This is a genomic window from Stutzerimonas sp. NM35 (genome assembly GCF_054604355.1).
In genome coordinates, this window is the sequence record NZ_CM137728.1 from 4245650 (window position 1) to 4261888 (window position 16239).

A 16239-nucleotide genomic window follows, 5' to 3' on the forward strand; every position below is an offset into this window, starting at 1 on the left:
CATGCAGAGTTCGGTAAATGAGTTCCTGACCCCCCGCCATATCGATGTGCAGGTGGTCAGTCCGACCCGTGCCAAGATCACGCTCGAGCCTCTCGAGCGTGGTTTCGGCCACACCCTGGGCAACGCGCTGCGTCGTATTCTGTTGTCCTCAATGCCAGGCTGCGCAGTGGTCGAGGCTGAGATCGACGGCGTGCTCCACGAGTACAGCGCCATCGAGGGCGTGCAGGAAGATGTCATCGAAATCCTGCTCAACCTCAAAGGTATCGCCATCAAGCTGCACGGCCGTGATGAAGTGACCTTGAGCCTGGTGAAGAAGGGCGCGGGCGCTGTTACCGCTGCCGATATCCAGCTGGATCACGATGTCGAAATCGTCAATGGCGATCACCTGATCGCCAACCTGGCGGCCAATGGTTCGATCAACATGAAGCTCAAGGTCGCTCGCGGCCGTGGTTACGAGCCTGCTGATGCGCGTCAGAGCGATGAAGATGAAAGCCGCAGTATTGGCCGTCTTCAGCTCGATGCCACCTTCAGCCCGGTTCGTCGCGTGGCTTATGTGGTCGAGAACGCCCGTGTTGAACAGCGTACCAACCTGGACAAGCTGATCATCGATCTGGAAACCAACGGCACCCTGGATCCCGAAGAGGCGATCCGTCGTGCTGCGACTATCCTGCAACAGCAACTGGCTGCGTTTGTCGACCTCAAGGGCGATAACGAGCCGGTTGTGGTGGAGCAGGAAGACGAGATCGATCCGATTCTGCTGCGTCCGGTTGATGACCTGGAACTGACCGTGCGTTCGGCGAACTGCCTCAAGGCAGAAAACATCTACTACATCGGTGATCTGATTCAGCGCACCGAAGTGGAACTGTTGAAAACGCCGAACCTGGGCAAGAAGTCTCTGACCGAAATCAAAGACGTTCTGGCTTCTCGTGGTCTGTCCCTCGGCATGCGCCTCGATAACTGGCCGCCGGCAAGTCTCAAGAAGGACGATAAGGCTACGGCCTGATCGTCCCTAGTCACCGAACTGATCGTTTGGTAAGGAATTTCAATCATGCGTCATCGTAAAAGTGGCCGTCATCTGAGCCGCACCAGCGCACACCGCAAGGCCATGTTCCAGAACATGGCGGTGTCGTTGTTCGAGCACGAACTGATCAAGACCACCCTGCCCAAGGCCAAGGAACTGCGTCGCGTCGCCGAGCCGCTGATCACCCTGGCCAAGGAAGACAGCGTCGCCAACCGTCGTCTGGCTTTCGACCGTACCCGCTCGAAGGCCATCGTTGGCAAGCTGTTCAACGATCTGGGCCCGCGTTATGCCACCCGTCAGGGCGGCTACCTGCGTATTCTCAAGTGCGGCTTCCGCGCTGGTGACAATGCGCCCATGGCTTACGTCGAGCTGGTTGACCGTCCGGTTACCGGTGAAGTGGAAGCTGCGGAGTAAGTTCGCTGCGTTCAAAAAAACCGAGCCTTGGCTCGGTTTTTTTATGGCTGAAAGATTTCCTCTATCGAGGGCGTTGACCTTCATCATTAGTCGGCGTTGCGCTTGCTCTCTATGATGAGAGCCACACAACCGGCGCATCTGAGCGCGCCGCACGAGATTTCTGATGCACGCCAAGGAGATGCAGCCATGACTGACAAGCCAAGACTCACAACCGTCGCCGGCGCCCCGGTAGCCGAAAACCAGAACGTTATGAGCGCCGGTCCGCGTGGGCCGATGTTGTTGCAGGACGTCTGGTTCCTGGAAAAGCTGGCGCATTTCGATCGTGAAGTCATTCCCGAGCGCCGCATGCACGCCAAAGGCTCTGGCGCTTTTGGCGAGTTCGTGGTTACCCACGATATTACCCGCTATAGCAAGGCGGCGATCTTTTCCGAGATCGGCAAGAAAACCCCGATGTTTGCCCGTTTTTCTACAGTGGCCGGTGAGCGTGGTGCGGCTGATGCCGAGCGCGATATTCGCGGCTACGCCCTGAAGTTCTATACCGAGCAGGGCAACTGGGACATGGTCGGCAACAACACGCCGGTATTCTTCTTCCGCGATCCGCTGAAATTTCCCGATCTGAACCATGCGGTCAAGCGCGACCCGCGCACCAACATGCGCAGCGCCAACAATAACTGGGACTTCTGGACCGGCCTGCCCGAAGCGCTGCACCAGATCACCTATGTGATGGGCGATCGGGGCATTCCCGCCTCGTATCGACACATGCATGGTTTTGGCTCGCATACTTACAGCTTCATCAGCGCCGATAACCAGCGCTACTGGGTCAAGTTCCATTTCAAGACCCAGCAGGGCATCAAGAACCTGACCGATGCGGAAGCGGCGGCCATCGTCGCGGGTGATCGGGAAAGTTCGCAGCGTGACCTGTTCGAAGCCATTGAGCGGGGAGAATTCCCGCGCTGGACCATGTATGTCCAGGTGATGCCCGAAGCCGAGGCTGCAAGCTATCGCTTTCATCCGTTCGACCTGACCAAGGTCTGGTCGAAGAAGGATTACCCGCTGATCGAAGTGGGTTACTACGAGCTGAACCGCAACGCCGACAACTATTTCCAGGACGTCGAACAGGCAGCCTTCACCCCGGCCAACGTGGTGCCCGGCATCAGCTTCTCGCCGGACCGCATGCTGCAGGGGCGTCTGTTCTCCTACGGTGATGCGCAGCGCTATCGTCTGGGCGTCAATCACCACCAGATTCCGGTGAATGCGCCGCGTTGCCCGGTGCACAGTTTCCACCGCGATGGCGCCATGCGGGTGGATGGCAACCACGGCGGGCGTCTGCACTATGAGCCGAACACCTACGGCGAGTGGCGGGAGCAGCCCGATTTCAGCGAGCCGCCGCTGGCTCTGGGTGGGGCGGCTGACCGTTACGATTTCCGTGCGGACGATGCCGATTACTTCACTCAGCCGGGGGATCTCTTCCGTTTGATGGAGGCCGATGAGCAGGAACGCCTGTTCGGGAATACGGCGCGGGCCATGGGTGATGCGGCGCGGCATATCAAGCTGCGTCACATCAGGCATTGCTACCTGGCCGACCCTGCTTACGGCGCGGGCGTGGCAAAGGCGCTGGATCTTCCGGTTGAGGAAGCCCTGGCCTGATCCCTGCGCTGAATGAAAAGCCCGCAGCAGTGCTGCGGGCTTTTGGTTTTCAGGCTGCCGGACTATTCAGGCTCGGTTTCGCTCCAGCAAGGGCTTGAGGAAGTGCCCGGTGTGCGACTGCGGCATCTCGGCCACTTCTTCCGGTGTTCCATTGGCGATGATCTGCCCGCCCTTGGAGCCGCCTTCGGGGCCCAGGTCGACCAGCCAGTCCGCCGTGCGGATTACATCCAGGTTGTGCTCGATGATCACCACGGTATTCCCGTGGTCACGCAGCCGGTGCAGCACATCGAGTAGTTGCTGGATGTCGGCGAAGTGCAGGCCGGTAGTGGGCTCGTCAAGAATATAGAGGGTCTTGCCGGTGTCGCGCTTGGACAGCTCGCGCGACAGCTTGACCCGCTGCGCTTCACCGCCGGAGAGGGTGGTCGCGCTCTGCCCCAGCTTGATATAGGACAGGCCCACATCCATCAGCGTCTGCAACTTGCGCGCAACCGCCGGCACCGGGTCGAAGAACTCTCGCGCTTCCTCGATAGTCATGTCGAGCACTTCGGTGATGCTCTTGCCCTTGTACTTCACTTCCAGGGTTTCGCGATTGTAGCGCTTGCCCTTGCACACGTCACAGGGCACGTAGATATCCGGCAGGAAGTGCATTTCCACCTTGATCACGCCGTCGCCCTGGCAGGCTTCGCAGCGTCCGCCCTTGACGTTGAAGGAGAAGCGTCCTGGGCCGTAACCGCGCGAGCGCGCTTCCGGAACGCCGGCGAAGAGTTCGCGGATCGGGGTGAACAGGCCGGTGTAGGTCGCCGGGTTCGAGCGTGGCGTGCGGCCAATGGGGCTCTGGTCGATATCGACTACCTTGTCCAGGTATTGCAGGCCATCGAAGGAGTCGTGGGGCGCCACTTCCAGTGTGGTGGCGCCATTGAGCGCCGTGGCGGTGATGGGAAAAAGAGTATTGTTGATCAGCGTCGACTTGCCAGAGCCGGATACGCCGGTGATGCAGGTCAGCAGGCCTACCGGGATTTCCAGATCGACGTTGCGCAGGTTATTGCCGCGCGCGCCCTTGAGCTTGAGCAGCTTCTTCGGGTCGCGCAGGGTGCGTTCGGGCGGATAGCTGATTTGCACACGACCAGACAGGTATTTGCCGGTCAGCGAATCGGGGTGCGTCATCACCTCGTCGGGAGTGCCTTCGGCGACGATACGACCGCCATGCACGCCAGCGCCGGGGCCGATATCGACTACATAATCAGCCATGCGGATCGCATCTTCGTCATGCTCGACGACGATCACCGTGTTGCCGATGTCGCGCAGGTGACGCAGGGTGCCGAGCAGGCGCTCATTGTCGCGCTGGTGCAGGCCAATGGAAGGCTCGTCCAGGATGTACATGACGCCGACCAGACCTGCGCCAATCTGGCTGGCCAGGCGGATGCGCTGGGCTTCACCGCCGGAAAGCGTGTCGGCGCTGCGATCCAGGGTCAAGTAATCGAGGCCGACGTTGACCAGAAACTGCAGGCGCTGGCAGATTTCCTTGAGGATCTTGTCGGCGATCTCGCCGCGCCGCCCGCTCAGCGTCAAGCCTGCAAAATATTCGGCGGCATCGCCAATCGGCAGACGGGTGACGGCTGGCAGCGTCTTGTCGCCAACCCAGACATGGCGAGCCTCGCGTCGCAGGCGGGTGCCGCGGCATTCGGGACAGGGCTGGGTGCTGAGATATTTGGCCAGTTCTTCGCGGACGCTGTTGGATTCGGTTTCGCGGTAGCGGCGTTCGAGATTGGGGATGATCCCCTCGAACGGGTGCGAGCGTTTGACGATATCGCCCCGATCGTTCAGATAGCGGAAATCAACGTTCTCCTTGCCGCTGCCGCGCAGGATGTATTGCTGATGGGTTTCGGATAGCGAGCCGAATGGCTCGTCGAGGCTGAAACCATAATGTGCGGCCAGCGAGCCGAGCATCTGGAAATAATAGACGTTGCGCCTGTCCCAGCCGCGAATCGCACCCTCGGCCAGCGTCAGCTCGCCGTTGACCAGGCGTTTGGCGTCGAAGAACTGCTTGGCACCCAGGCCATCACAGGTCGGGCAGGCGCCGGCGGGGTTGTTGAAGGAGAACAGCTTGGGCTCCAGCTCGCTGATCGAGTGGCCGCAGATCGGGCAGGCGAAGCGCGCCGAGAAGATCATTTCCTCACGGTCGTCGTCTTCGTCCATGGGGGCGGCCAGGGCAATGCCGTCGGCCAGCTTGAGCGCGGTCTCGAAGGACTCGGCCAGGCGTTGCTGCAGGTCGCCGCGTACCTTGAAGCGGTCCACCACGACATCGATGGAATGTTTCTTCTGCTTGTCCAGTTTCGGCAGTTCATCGAGTTCGTACAGCTTGCCATTGACCCGCGCGCGGACGAAGCCTTGGGCGCGCAGCTCGTCGAAGACCGCCAGGTGCTCGCCCTTGCGCTCGCGGATCACCGGGGCCAGCAGCATCAACTTGCTGCCTTCGGGCAGGGCCAGCACCTGATCGACCATCTGGCTGACGGTCTGCGCTTCCAGCGGCTCATCGTGATCCGGGCAGCGTGGCGTGCCGACTCGCGCATAGAGCAGGCGCAGGTAATCGTAGATCTCGGTGATGGTGCCCACGGTGGAGCGCGGGTTGTGCGAGGTGGACTTCTGCTCGATTGAAATGGCCGGCGACAGGCCTTCGATGGTGTCCACGTCGGGCTTTTCCATCATCGACAGGAACTGCCGGGCGTAGGCCGACAGCGATTCCACGTAGCGGCGCTGGCCTTCTGCGTAAAGGGTATCGAAGGCCAATGAGGACTTGCCTGAGCCGGACAGGCCGGTGATCACGATCAACTTGTCGCGCGGCAGGGTCAGGTCGATGTTCTTCAGGTTGTGGGTGCGAGCCCCACGGATCAGAATCTTGTCCAAAACAGCCTCGCGTGGCGGGCGAAAACCGGAAATTATACGGCCCGGACGGCGGCGCGGCAAAATTACGCGCCTGTGCCAGGTAGAGGATGACTGCTAGAATCGCCGCCGGTTCATTCGAGCGAGACCCCCACAAATGCAGGACCCCTACAGCGAACGCATGAATGCCAGCGAAACCCGCGCAGCTTCCGGTCTGGCCATGGTCTTCGCGTTTCGCATGCTTGGCATGTTCATGGTGCTGCCGGTGCTGGCGACCTATGGCATGGACCTGCAGGGCGCCACACCGGCGCTGATCGGTCTTGCCATCGGTGCTTATGGTTTGACCCAGGCGGTGCTGCAAATTCCCTTTGGCATGTTGTCTGATCGCATTGGCCGTCTGCCGGTGATCTACTTCGGTCTCTTGCTGTTCGCGCTGGGTGCCGGGCTCGCGGCCATGGCCGACTCTATCTGGGGAGTGATCGCCGGGCGGGTACTGCAGGGCGCCGGGGCGATCTCGGCTGCGGTAATGGCGCTGCTTTCCGACCTGACCCGCGAGCAACATCGGACCAAGGCCATGGCCATGATCGGCATGAGCATCGGCGTATCCTTTGCGGTAGCCATGGTCATCGGGCCGTTGCTGACACAGGCATTCGGGCTTTCCGGTCTGTTCTGGATAACGGCGGCGCTGGCACTGCTGGGTGGCGTGATCGTCGCGACCCTGCCACGCGCTCAGCAGCATCTGCAGCATCGTGAATCGGGGCTGGCGAAGCAGGCGCTGGGTAAGACCTTGCGCCATCCGGATCTGCTGCGTCTGGATTTCAGCATTCTGGCCCTGCATGCCATTCTCATGGCCAGTTTCGTCGCGTTGCCGCTGGCGCTGGTGGATGAGGGCGCGCTGCCCAAGGAAGATCACTGGTGGGTTTACCTGACGGCGCTGCTGGTCGGTTTCCTGGGGATGATTCCGTTCATCATCTATGGCGAGAAGAAGCGCCAGATGCGGCGGGTGCTGCTGGGTGCGGTTGGGGTGCTGCTGCTGTGCGAGCTGTTCTTCTGGCTGTTCGGGCATGGCCTGTGGGCTCTGGTGTTCGGCATGGTGATCTTCTTCACGGCCTTCAATCTGCTGGAAGCCTCCTTGCCGTCGCTGATCAGCAAGGTCGCGCCAGCGGGCGGCAAGGGCACGGCGATGGGGGTGTATTCCACCAGCCAGTTCCTCGGTGCGGGGCTGGGCGGGATTCTCGGTGGCTGGCTCTACCAGCTGGGTGGGCTCGATCTGGTGTTCGTCATTTGCGCGGCGCTTGCCGGGGTGTGGCTGTTGGTCGTGCGGAGCATGCGCGAGCCACCTTATGTCAGCGGTCTGCGGCTGCCGCTGTCGGAAGCGGCGCGGGCCAATCCGGATCTTACGGCGCAGTTGCTGGCCGTGCCCGGCGTGTCGGATGCGGTCGTGCTGGCCGATGAGGGGGCCGCCTATGTCAAGGTGGATGCGCAGGTGATCGACAGGGCCGAGCTGGATCGACTGGTCGCATAGCAGGTCTTTGAAAAGCATAGGTAGTATTTTCAACAGCCTGTTAGCTCCGTTGCCGTTCGCCGAGCCACATGGCTGCGGCGGTTTTACCGCCTTTGTGGCACCGCACCGGCACTGATGCGACATGGCTGGCAAAAATACCGCTGGCCTGCAACTCGCGCTCATGTCCTGTTGGATGGTCCGGATGGCTGAGGTAAGATTCGCGGTCATTGGCTTTTTCCTGTTCGCAGGAAGTTTTGCCCAGCCAGCCCAATTCATGTTCCAGATAAGGAGTTACCCATGGCCAGAGGGGTGAATAAAGTCATCTTGATCGGCAATGTCGGCGGCGATCCGGAAACCCGCTACATGCCCAATGGCAATGCGGTGACCAACATCACGCTGGCGACCACCGACAGCTGGAAGGACAAGCAGACCGGCCAGCTTCAGGAGCGCACCGAATGGCACCGCGTGGTGCTGTTCGGCAAGGTTGCAGAGATTGCCGGTGAGTACCTGCGCAAGGGCTCGCAGTGCTATATCGAAGGGCGTCTGCAGACCCGCGAGTGGGAGAAGGACGGCGTCAAGCGCTACACCACGGAAATCGTGGTCGACATGGGCGGTACCATGCAGCTGCTCGGTGGCCGTGGTGGCAGCTCCGACGATGCGCCACGCCAGTCGCAGCCGCGCCCGCAGCGTGAACCGCAGCAGGCGGCACGCCCTCAGCAGTCCCAGCCGAAGCCGGTCGCCCAGCAGCCGGCAGCCGACTACGACAGCTTCGACGACGATATTCCGTTCTAGAGTTCACTCCATGCGAATGCGCCTGATGCTGTTGGGCGGCGGCAATGCCCTGGGCCAGGCGCTCATCCGCCTTGGCGCCGAGGAGGATATCAATTTCCTCGCGCCGTGCCCGCCCGACAGGGGCTGGGATGCGTCCAGCCTGACCGAATTGCTCGACGACAACCGCCCGGACGTCGTGATCAACCTTGCCTATTATTTCGACTGGTTCCAGAGCGGGAAGGTCGACGAGACCGTGCTGGCCAGCCAGGAGCGCGCCGTGGAGCGTCTGGCAGAACTCTGCCAGCACCATCAGCTCGTGCTGCTACAGCCGTCCAGCTACAGGGTTTTCGATGGTGCGCGCACCACGGCCTACAGCGAGAAGGACGAAGTTGCTCCGCTGGATGCCCGTAGTCGCGCGCTCTGGCGTGTCGAGCAGACTGTACGGGCGCTCTGTCCCCGGCATGTTCTGCTGCGTTTCGGCTGGTTGCTCGATGACAGCCCGCATGGTTTGCTGGGGCGTTTCCTGCAGCGTCTCGAACAGGACGAGCAGCTGGTACTCGCCGACGACCGGCGCGGCAACCCTACGCCGGTGGATGATGCCGCGCGGGTCATGCTGGCCGTCATCAAGCAGCTCGACTGCCAGGCCCCGCTCTGGGGTACCTACCACTATGGCGGGCATGAGGCATCGACGCCGCTGGTGGTGGCCCAGGCGCTGTACACCGAGGCCAGCCAGCATCGGCCCTTGAGGGTCGAAAGCCTGACGCCGATCGCTCACGCCGACTGTGACGATGCGGCGGACGAGCCACAGCATGGCGTGCTGGCCTGCAAGAAGATCTTCAATACCTTCGGTATCAAGCCGCGTGCCTGGCGCACGGGGTTGCCGAGTCTGCTGGAGCATTACTACCGTCATGGCTGAGTCCCCGATCCTGGTGACCGGGGGGGCTGGCTTCATCGGCTCCAATCTGGTCGATGCACTGCTGGTCCGTGGCTATTCGGTGCGGGTGCTGGACAATCTGTCCACCGGCAAGCGCAGCAACCTGCCAGCTGATGATCGGGTCGAGCTGATCGAAGGCGATGTGGCTGATGCGCAGGTGGTGCGTAGCGCCTTGCAGGGCTGTGCGGCTGTGGTGCACCTGGCGGCGGTGGCCTCGGTGCAGGCTTCGGTGGATGATCCGCTCGGTACCCATCGCAGCAACCTGATTGGCACTCTCAACCTGTGCGAAGCGATGCGCGAGGCGGGTGTGCGTCGTGTGGTCTTCGCGTCGAGCGCGGCGGTCTACGGCAATAATGGTGAAGGCCAGGCCATCGATGAAGACACGCCAAAGTCCCCTCTGACCCCCTATGCGGCGGACAAGCTCGCCAGCGAGCACTATCTCGATTTCTATCGGCGTCAGCACGGGCTGGAGCCGGTGGTGTTCCGCTTCTTCAATATCTACGGTCCGCGTCAGGACCCCTCTTCGCCGTACTCCGGTGTGATCAGCATCTTTACCGAACGTGCCCAGCAGGGATTACCCATCACCGTATTCGGCGATGGCGAGCAGACCCGTGATTTTCTCTATGTCGGCGATCTGGTCGAGTTGCTGGTGCAGGCGCTGGAGTGCAATGAAACCCAGGAAGGCGCGATCAATGTCGGGCTCAATCACGCCACGTCGTTGAATCAGCTGCTGGCGGCGATTGGCGATGTGCTTGGCGGGCTGCCGCCGGTCAGCTACCAGGCGGCGCGCAGTGGAGATATTCGCCATTCGCGGGCAAACAATGCGCGACTGCTGCAGCGCTTTCGGTTGCCCGAGCCGGCGACCGATATGCGCAGTGGACTGGCGAGACTCCTGAATCGCTAGCAGGTTAGAGGCCGTAGCCTGGATTAGCCGAAGGCGTAATCCGGGTTTCTGAAGGCGTAATCCGACGATCAGAAGGCGTGACTCGACGAACAAGGCGACCGCCTTCGCTGTGTCTGGGCGTCCGCTCGTCGGGTCGGTGAAGCGTGACCCGACCTACAAAACCCAGCCATTTGTAGGTCGGATTAGCCGAAGGCGTAATCCGACAATTCGCAGGCACAATCCGAAGCTTCGAAGGCAGACCTTGGTTCTGCCCATTGGGTTGGTGAGGCGTCGAAAACAACAAAGGCGCCCGAGGGCGCCTTTGTCTGGTCTGCGATTCGGCGATTGCCGTTTCGTCAGAACTTGTAGCCGAGGCCGACCATGTAGACCATCGGGTCCACGTCCACGTCGACTTTGACCTTGTCTCCGAGAATGCTGGTGGTTCCGGTGGTGTCGATGTCGATATAGCGGACCTGGGCGTTGATCATCAGGTTGTCGGTCAGCATGTAATCAGCGCCAACCTGAAAGGCCAGGCCCCAGGAGTCTTTGATATCCAGGCCGTTGAAGCCTTTACCTTCGGCTTCGCTGGACAGTTTGTCATCGAAGAACCAGGTGTAGTTGATGCCGGCACCAACATAGGGTTGAAAGGCGGCCTTGCTGTCGAGTGGGTAGTAGACCACGCTCAGGGTCGGCGGCAGATGCTTGAGCTCGCCCAGTTTCCCATTCAGGCCGGCATAGGGGCCGGGCATTCCTTTTACGCCGACGTCATGGCTGAACGGGCTGGCTGCCAGCAGTTCGATGCCGATCTTGTCGGTCACCATATAGGCGAAGTTAAGACCCAGCTGCGTATTGCTATCCAGTGTGGCTTTGGTGCCGGCGACGCTGGTTCCGAGCGCGCCGACATAGATGTTGCCGCTATCCTCACGCGGATCAACAGTAATCGCACCAGCGCGAACGATGATGTCACCGGCCTGATGGGCCTGGGCGACGGGAGCGGCGAGAGCCACGGCCAGCACGGAAGCGGTAAACAGGGTCTTGCGCATATTGAAACTCCATCGAGACATGGTGCGTTGCGAGTGGGGGCAATGGTAGGGCGCGCCGTGTGGCTGTTTTTGATCCAGCTCAATAAAAGGTTCGGCTTTACCGGGGCTGCGACCTAATGTCCGGGTTGCCTTCGCTTCTTCATCTAGATGATAATGTTTCTCTTTCGAGTTTGACCTTCGTCTGCAAGGACCCTTAATCAATGCAAGCTCTTATACCCCGCCTTCTGGCGGTCGCCCTGTTGCCGTGCTGCGTGCAGCTGCATGCAGCTCCGCTGGATGCAGCGCTGGAGGAGAGTCAGCGTCTGGCCGCCGAAGCCAAAGCGTCCCAGGCACGCATCGAGCAGCTCGACGATGCCACCCGGCAAATGCTCAACGATTATCGCAATGCGTTGCAGCAGGCCGAGGCACTGAAGGCGTACAACAAGCAGCTGGTCGAACTCACCGCGGCGCAGCGCAAGGAACTCGAAAGCTTTCAGCGCCAGCTCGACAGTATCGAGCGTACCCAGGAGGCGGTAACGCCGCAGATGGTGCAGATGGTCGAGGTCTTGGGCGAATTCATCGCCGCCGACCTGCCATTCCTGCCGGATGAGCGTGCTGACCGGCTGGCGCAGTTGCAGGATCTGCTGCCGCGCGCCGATATCAGCCTGGCGGAGAAATATCGGCGCATTCTTGAGGCTTATCAGGTCGAGAGCGACTATGGCCGCACCCTGGAAGCCTGGCGCGGCGAGCTGCCGGTAGACGGGGGTACGCGCAGCGTCGAGTTCCTGCGTCTGGGGCGGGTGATGCTCTATTACCAGACCCTCGATGCGCATGAGAGCGGCTGGTGGAATCCGCAAAGCGGCAACTGGGAGGTGCTTGACGGCAGTGCTCGCCGGCCCGTCACTCAGGCCATTGCCATCGCTCGTCAGCAGCAGGCACCCGATTATCTCGTGTTGCCCGTCAAGACCCTGGCCAGGGAGGCTACGCAATGAGCCGTCTGCTAATAATGATTTTTGCCGGCCTGTTGCCGGCGCTGGCCCAGGCAGCCGAACCGCTGACGCCCGATCAGTTGCTGCAGCGCATTCGCAGCGAGCGTGCTGCCGAGGTCGAGGCGATGCAGGCGCGCGAGCAGGCCTTTATCCGTGACCGCAGCGAGCAGGCGCAGCTGCTATCGCGTGCTCAGGCTGCGCTGAATACCCAGAAGGCCGAAGCCGAGCGGCTCAAGGCCGAGTTCGATCGCCAGGAAGCCGAGCTTGCCGAGCAGGAGAAGTTGCTGGCCCAGCGGGTCGGTCATCTGGGCGAACTCTTCGGCGTGGTACGCCAGAGCGCCGGAGATATTGGCGGCCAGTGGCAGGATAGCCTGCTCAACATGCAGTATCCCGAGCGAGTGCAGCGCTTGAAGGCACTGGCGGAGAGCCGGGCCTTGCCTTCGGCGGAAGACCTCGATGGCTTCTGGATGACCTTGCTGGAGGACCTGGCCGCCAGTGGCCGGGTCGAGCGTCTCGAATTGCCGGTGGTCGGTGTCGATGGGCAGCGCAATGTGTTGCCGGTGCTGCGGGTCGGCAGTTTCTCCGCGTTCAGTCCCGATGCCTTTCTGCGTTACGACGCCGGTGCCGGTGAGCTGCTGGCCCTGCCACGCCAGCCAGCCGGCATGGGGCTGGTCGATGATTATCTGAGCAGCCGCGATGCGCTTGCCAGTTTGCCGGTGGACCCGAGTCGTGGAACGCTGCTGGCGCAATTGCAACTGCAACCGGATCTCTGGGCTCGTTTGCAGCAGGGTGGAGTGGTTGGCTGGGTGATCGTGGCGCTTGGGTTTCTTGGACTGTGCCTGGCGTTCTGGCGCATGCTCTGGCTGGCCGGTGTCTCCCGTGCCGTTGGCCAACAGATGCGCGACCTGACCGATCCGCGCGCCGATAATCCGCTGGGCCGGATCATCGGCGTGCTCGGGCCAAAACCGCAGCTGTCTGATCTGGAAACCCTGGAACTCAAGCTCGACGAGGCGATCCTGCAGGAAACGCCACCGCTGGAGCGTGGATTGCCGTTGCTCAAGCTGCTCAGTGCGGTAGCGCCACTGCTGGGCCTGCTGGGCACGGTGACCGGCATGATCGTCACTTTCCAGGCCATCACCCAGGGTGGTGGCGGCGATTCGCGACTGATGGCCGACGGGATTTCCCAGGCGCTGGTGACTACCGTGCTGGGGCTGGTGGTGGCGATCCCGCTGCTGTTCCTGCACAGCCTGCTGGCCAGTCGCAGCAAGGGGCTGGTGCAGTTGCTGGAACAGCAGAGCGCCGGGCTGATTGCGTTGCATCTGTCCGGAGCGCCGCGTCGTGATTGATACCCCCGCACTCTGGTTGCGTCTGATCGACAGTGCTTATGCGCTGCTTGATTTCATGGCATCCGGCGGCGTGGTGATGTGGGCACTGGCGGGGCTCTGCGTACTGTATTGGACGCTGGTGTTCGAGCGACTGTGGTTTATCCGCCGCGTCTTCCCGCGCTGGGTAGAGTCACGTCGGGAGGCTTGGAGCCAGCTGAGCGGCGAGCCCGGCAACTGGCAGCGTGCCGTGCGTGGTTCCTGGCTGGCGCAGGCACAGCAACAGCTGTCAGGCCCCTTGCGCCTGGGCAAGACCATGGTGGCGCTGTATCCGCTGCTGGGCCTGCTGGGCACCGTCAGCGGCATGATTGCGGTATTCGATGTGCTGGCCCTCAGTGGTACCGGCAACCCGCGCGGCATGGCCGCCGGCGTCTGGCAGGCGACCCTGCCGACCATGGCCGGCATGGTGCTGGCCATCACTGGACTGTTCAGTCAGGCGCGCCTTGAGCGTATCGCCCGCCTGGCGCTCGACCGGCTGGCCGACCAGCTGCGTCACGATTGAGGAATACCGGATGCGTATGCGTCGCCATCATCAGCAGGAAGAAGACACCGGCATCGATCTGACGCCGATGCTCGATGTGGTCTTCATCATGTTGATCTTCTTTATCGTCACCAGCTCCTTCATCAGCGAGTCGGGTGTCGAGGTGCAGCGTCCCCAGGCCGATACCGCCAGCACCCAGGACAAGGGCAATATCTTTATCGCGGTCACCGCCGATGGTCAGGTCTGGATCGACAAGCAGGCAATCGATGTGCGCAGTGTGCGCGCCCACGTCGAGCGCATGCGGGTCGATCAGCCCGATGGTGCGGTGGTGGTGCAGGCCGATCGGGATGCGCGTACCGGGCTGGTGGTGCAGGTCATGGACCAGGCGCGTCAGGCCGGTGTGCGTGACGTGGCGCTGGCGGCCAGCACAGGAGAGGGCTGATGCGTCCAGCGCTGGCTCGCCTGGGACTGTCTTTCGTCATCGCCTGTGTAGTGGCGCTGCTGCTGTTCGCGCTGATGTTGAGCATGGTCAGCCCGCCACGGAGTCAGATCGATGATGAGCGGGTGCCCATCGCCAATTTCGTCCGTATGGATGGGCGCAACGAAGAGAGTGCAACCCGTTCCCGACAGCAGGCGCCACAGCCACCGCAGCCGAAAACGCCGCAGCAGCCGACGCCGACCCAGAATATGAGCACACCGGACGCCAGTTTGCCCAAGCTCGATCTCGATCTGCCAAGCATCGACACCGGACTCTCCATTGCAGCAGCGCCCTCGCCGAGCCTCGCCGGCCTTACGGCGGGAGCCGCGCCGCCCGCCGCCGCGCCGCCGGCAAACGCAGGGGCGGCGACCAGCCAGCCGGGCGGACCGGAAAATGAAGTGATGCCGCTCAATGATGTGCGCCCGGAATATCCCTACCGTGCGCGGCAGCAGGGCATCGAGGGGCATATCAAGCTCGCCTTCACCATCAATCCGGCGGGCCGGGTGGAGAACATCCGCGTACTCGAAGCCTCGCCACGCAATATCTTCGACCGTGAAGCACGCCGTGCCGCGGCACGCTGGCGCTTTGCGCCGCGTACTGAAAATGGTGTCGCGGTCTCCCGTGAAGCCGTCAAGACCCTGCATTTCCGCCTGCAAGGAGAACGCTGACATGCCACGTTTCCTGCTGTTGATTTCACTGTTGTTCGTGGCCAGTACACAGGCCGCGCAAAGTATCGATCCTGCCGTGTTCAGAGCGCTGGAGCGTGCCCAGACTGCCCAGGAAAAGGGCGACTACAGCACGGCACGCAAGGCTCTGGATCAGGCCGAGGCCAAGCCGGATAGCCTTGAACAGGCCCTGCTGTGGCGCAGCCAGGCCTATCTCGCCTGGGCCGAAGGTAACGGCAAGCAGGCACTGGAGCTGTTGGAGAAGGCCGTCGCCAGCGGCAAGCTGGATGAGGAGCAAGTGGCCGGCGAACGCCTGAATCTGGCCCGGCTGAACCTGCTGCAGGGGCGTTACGCCAAGGTTGTCAGCCTGCTTGGCTCGCCTGCCCAGGCCAGTGAGGATGTCTTGCAGATGCTGGTGCAGGCCTATCAGGGGCTGGGGCAGCACGCCAAGGCGCTGCCCCTTGCCGAACGTTATGTGCAGGCCAATCCCAAAGCTGCCGATACCTGGTTGCAGTTTCTGGTGGCAGTCAATGCCGAGCTGAAACGCTATGAAGCCGCAGAGCGCTGGCAGCGGCGTCTGCTGGTACGTCATCCCGATGAAGCCAGAGGCTGGCGGCAACTGGCTGGCTTGCAACAGCTGGCCGGTGCCGAGGGCAAGGCCCTGGCCACCTTGCGCGCTGCCCATGCCAAGGGTGTGCGTTTCAGTGAGTCGGAGCTGGACAATCTGGTGCTGCTGGCCAGCGCGGCGGAACAGCCCTGGCAGGGTGCGAAGCTGCTCCAGGGCATGCTGGAGTCGGGCCTGCTGGCGAGCAATGCAGCGCGCCGTGAGCGGCTTGGCATGCTCTGGTGGCAGGCTCGCGAGCGCTCGCCGGCGGCGCGCATCTACCGTGAGCTGGCCGAGCAGTCCGGTAGCGCCAAGTTCTGGCTGAACGTCGCGCAACTGGAGCTTGAGCAGGCACACTGGCAAGCCGGTCTCGATGCCTTGAAACAGGCCGAACGGGCGGGCGCCGAGCGAAGCAAGGTGCGCGTCTGGCGCGAGTGGGCCGAGGGCGAACTGAGCTTCCAGCGCGAGCGGCAGATCGCCAGCGTCAACTGAACGATTTAGCGGCCACGAATGCCCTGCGTACCTCCAGGCAAGGCTGCCGTAGGAGTGGGCCATTCCCACGAA

General features: G+C 62.1%; 16 protein-coding genes. 13 read left to right on the forward strand and 3 right to left on the reverse strand.

Features of this window, described 5'->3' with window-relative positions; genetic code table 11:
• Position 1 precedes the first annotated feature (1 nt).
• The 3 genes from ACYCFC_RS19710 (at position 2) to ACYCFC_RS19720 (ending at position 3082) form a co-directional block, all read left to right on the forward strand.
• Positions 2–1003, forward strand: coding sequence for a DNA-directed RNA polymerase subunit alpha (locus ACYCFC_RS19710; protein WP_181082232.1), 1002 nt, complete (start codon positions 2–4; stop codon positions 1001–1003).
• Positions 1004–1048: 45 nt separating this feature from the next.
• The gene (gene rplQ, locus ACYCFC_RS19715) at positions 1049–1435 is read left to right on the forward strand and encodes a 50S ribosomal protein L17 (RefSeq protein ID WP_019339959.1); all 387 of its coding nucleotides are present in this window, start codon (positions 1049–1051) and stop codon (positions 1433–1435) included.
• 186 nt (positions 1436–1621) lie between these two features.
• Complete coding sequence (locus tag ACYCFC_RS19720; RefSeq protein ID WP_459652651.1) at positions 1622–3082, forward strand: catalase; 1461 nt, start codon at positions 1622–1624, stop codon at positions 3080–3082.
• 66 nt (positions 3083–3148) lie between these two features.
• Here the strand turns inward: ACYCFC_RS19720 and uvrA are convergent, their stop codons facing one another.
• On the reverse strand, positions 3149–5986 hold the full coding sequence (gene uvrA, locus ACYCFC_RS19725) for an excinuclease ABC subunit UvrA (protein ID WP_459652652.1): 2838 nt from the start codon (positions 5984–5986) through the stop codon (positions 3149–3151).
• Between the two features lie 133 nt (positions 5987–6119).
• Here uvrA and ACYCFC_RS19730 point away from each other — a divergent pair, with 133 nt between their 5' ends.
• Positions 6120–7487 carry an MFS transporter gene (locus ACYCFC_RS19730; RefSeq protein ID WP_181082229.1) on the forward strand — a complete coding sequence of 456 codons (1368 nt, stop codon included), beginning with the start codon at positions 6120–6122 and terminating at the stop codon, positions 7485–7487.
• Positions 7488–7527: 40 nt separating this feature from the next.
• Here the strand turns inward: ACYCFC_RS19730 and ACYCFC_RS19735 are convergent, their stop codons facing one another.
• Positions 7528–7737 carry a hypothetical protein gene (locus tag ACYCFC_RS19735; RefSeq protein ID WP_181082228.1) on the reverse strand — a complete coding sequence of 70 codons (210 nt, stop codon included), beginning with the start codon at positions 7735–7737 and terminating at the stop codon, positions 7528–7530.
• A 26-nt stretch (positions 7738–7763) separates the two neighbouring features.
• On the opposite strand from ACYCFC_RS19735, the gene ACYCFC_RS19740 reads away from it, so the two are divergent.
• From ACYCFC_RS19740 to ACYCFC_RS19750, 3 genes are read left to right on the forward strand one after another with little or no spacing between them, the layout of a single operon-like run.
• Positions 7764–8258, forward strand: coding sequence for a single-stranded DNA-binding protein (locus ACYCFC_RS19740; protein ID WP_181082227.1), 495 nt, complete (start codon positions 7764–7766; stop codon positions 8256–8258).
• A 10-nt stretch (positions 8259–8268) separates the two neighbouring features.
• A complete protein-coding gene (locus ACYCFC_RS19745) occupies positions 8269–9153 on the forward strand; it encodes a sugar nucleotide-binding protein (RefSeq protein WP_181082226.1) in 885 nt (294 codons plus the stop codon).
• Positions 9146–10075, forward strand: coding sequence for an NAD-dependent epimerase/dehydratase family protein (locus ACYCFC_RS19750; RefSeq protein ID WP_459652653.1), 930 nt, complete (start codon positions 9146–9148; stop codon positions 10073–10075). Before ACYCFC_RS19745 ends, ACYCFC_RS19750 begins: the two co-directional genes overlap by 8 nt.
• A gap of 335 nt (positions 10076–10410) precedes the next feature.
• On the opposite strand, the gene ACYCFC_RS19755 is transcribed toward ACYCFC_RS19750, so the two are convergent.
• The gene (locus ACYCFC_RS19755) at positions 10411–11097 is read right to left on the reverse strand and encodes an OmpW/AlkL family protein (protein WP_181082224.1); all 687 of its coding nucleotides are present in this window, start codon (positions 11095–11097) and stop codon (positions 10411–10413) included.
• 200 nt (positions 11098–11297) lie between these two features.
• Here ACYCFC_RS19755 and ACYCFC_RS19760 point away from each other — a divergent pair, with 200 nt between their 5' ends.
• The 6 genes from ACYCFC_RS19760 to ACYCFC_RS19785 are packed head-to-tail and all read left to right on the forward strand — an operon-like array spanning position 11298 to position 16167.
• Positions 11298–12068 carry a DUF3450 domain-containing protein gene (locus ACYCFC_RS19760; RefSeq protein WP_459652654.1) on the forward strand — a complete coding sequence of 257 codons (771 nt, stop codon included), beginning with the start codon at positions 11298–11300 and terminating at the stop codon, positions 12066–12068.
• Positions 12065–13411 carry a MotA/TolQ/ExbB proton channel family protein gene (locus ACYCFC_RS19765; RefSeq protein WP_181082222.1) on the forward strand — a complete coding sequence of 449 codons (1347 nt, stop codon included), beginning with the start codon at positions 12065–12067 and terminating at the stop codon, positions 13409–13411. Before ACYCFC_RS19760 ends, ACYCFC_RS19765 begins: the two co-directional genes overlap by 4 nt.
• Positions 13412–13466: 55 nt before the next feature.
• Positions 13467–13949 carry a MotA/TolQ/ExbB proton channel family protein gene (locus ACYCFC_RS19770; RefSeq protein WP_181082264.1) on the forward strand — a complete coding sequence of 161 codons (483 nt, stop codon included), beginning with the start codon at positions 13467–13469 and terminating at the stop codon, positions 13947–13949.
• Positions 13950–13959: 10 nt separating this feature from the next.
• Positions 13960–14370 (forward strand): ExbD/TolR family protein, encoded by a 411-nt coding sequence (locus ACYCFC_RS19775; RefSeq protein WP_181082221.1) that lies wholly within the window; start codon positions 13960–13962, stop codon positions 14368–14370.
• On the forward strand, positions 14370–15074 hold the full coding sequence (locus tag ACYCFC_RS19780) for an energy transducer TonB (protein WP_181082220.1): 705 nt from the start codon (positions 14370–14372) through the stop codon (positions 15072–15074). Before ACYCFC_RS19775 ends, ACYCFC_RS19780 begins: the two co-directional genes overlap by 1 nt.
• 1 nt (position 15075) lies before the next feature.
• Complete coding sequence (locus ACYCFC_RS19785) at positions 15076–16167, forward strand: tetratricopeptide repeat protein (RefSeq protein ID WP_459652655.1); 1092 nt, start codon at positions 15076–15078, stop codon at positions 16165–16167.
• Positions 16168–16239 lie beyond the last annotated feature (72 nt).

Excerpts from the sequence above, each read along its gene's own strand:
- ACYCFC_RS19755 (WP_181082224.1), bottom strand. The coding sequence starts at position 11,097 with ATGCGCAAGACCCTGTTTACCGCTTCCGTGCTGGCCGTGGCTCTCGCC.
- ACYCFC_RS19740 (WP_181082227.1), top strand. The coding sequence starts at position 7,764 with ATGGCCAGAGGGGTGAATAAAGTCATCTTGATCGGCAATGTCGGCGGC.
- ACYCFC_RS19750 (WP_459652653.1), top strand. The coding sequence starts at position 9,146 with ATGGCTGAGTCCCCGATCCTGGTGACCGGGGGGGCTGGCTTCATCGGC.
- ACYCFC_RS19710 (WP_181082232.1), top strand. The coding sequence starts at position 2 with ATGCAGAGTTCGGTAAATGAGTTCCTGACCCCCCGCCATATCGATGTG.
- ACYCFC_RS19770 (WP_181082264.1), top strand. The coding sequence starts at position 13,467 with ATGGCATCCGGCGGCGTGGTGATGTGGGCACTGGCGGGGCTCTGCGTA.
- ACYCFC_RS19720 (WP_459652651.1), top strand. The coding sequence starts at position 1,622 with ATGACTGACAAGCCAAGACTCACAACCGTCGCCGGCGCCCCGGTAGCC.
- ACYCFC_RS19765 (WP_181082222.1), top strand. The coding sequence starts at position 12,065 with ATGAGCCGTCTGCTAATAATGATTTTTGCCGGCCTGTTGCCGGCGCTG.
- ACYCFC_RS19775 (WP_181082221.1), top strand. The coding sequence starts at position 13,960 with ATGCGTATGCGTCGCCATCATCAGCAGGAAGAAGACACCGGCATCGAT.
- rplQ (WP_019339959.1), top strand. The coding sequence starts at position 1,049 with ATGCGTCATCGTAAAAGTGGCCGTCATCTGAGCCGCACCAGCGCACAC.
- ACYCFC_RS19730 (WP_181082229.1), top strand. The coding sequence starts at position 6,120 with ATGCAGGACCCCTACAGCGAACGCATGAATGCCAGCGAAACCCGCGCA.
- ACYCFC_RS19780 (WP_181082220.1), top strand. The coding sequence starts at position 14,370 with ATGCGTCCAGCGCTGGCTCGCCTGGGACTGTCTTTCGTCATCGCCTGT.
- ACYCFC_RS19745 (WP_181082226.1), top strand. The coding sequence starts at position 8,269 with ATGCGAATGCGCCTGATGCTGTTGGGCGGCGGCAATGCCCTGGGCCAG.
- ACYCFC_RS19785 (WP_459652655.1), top strand. The coding sequence starts at position 15,076 with ATGCCACGTTTCCTGCTGTTGATTTCACTGTTGTTCGTGGCCAGTACA.
- ACYCFC_RS19760 (WP_459652654.1), top strand. The coding sequence starts at position 11,298 with ATGCAAGCTCTTATACCCCGCCTTCTGGCGGTCGCCCTGTTGCCGTGC.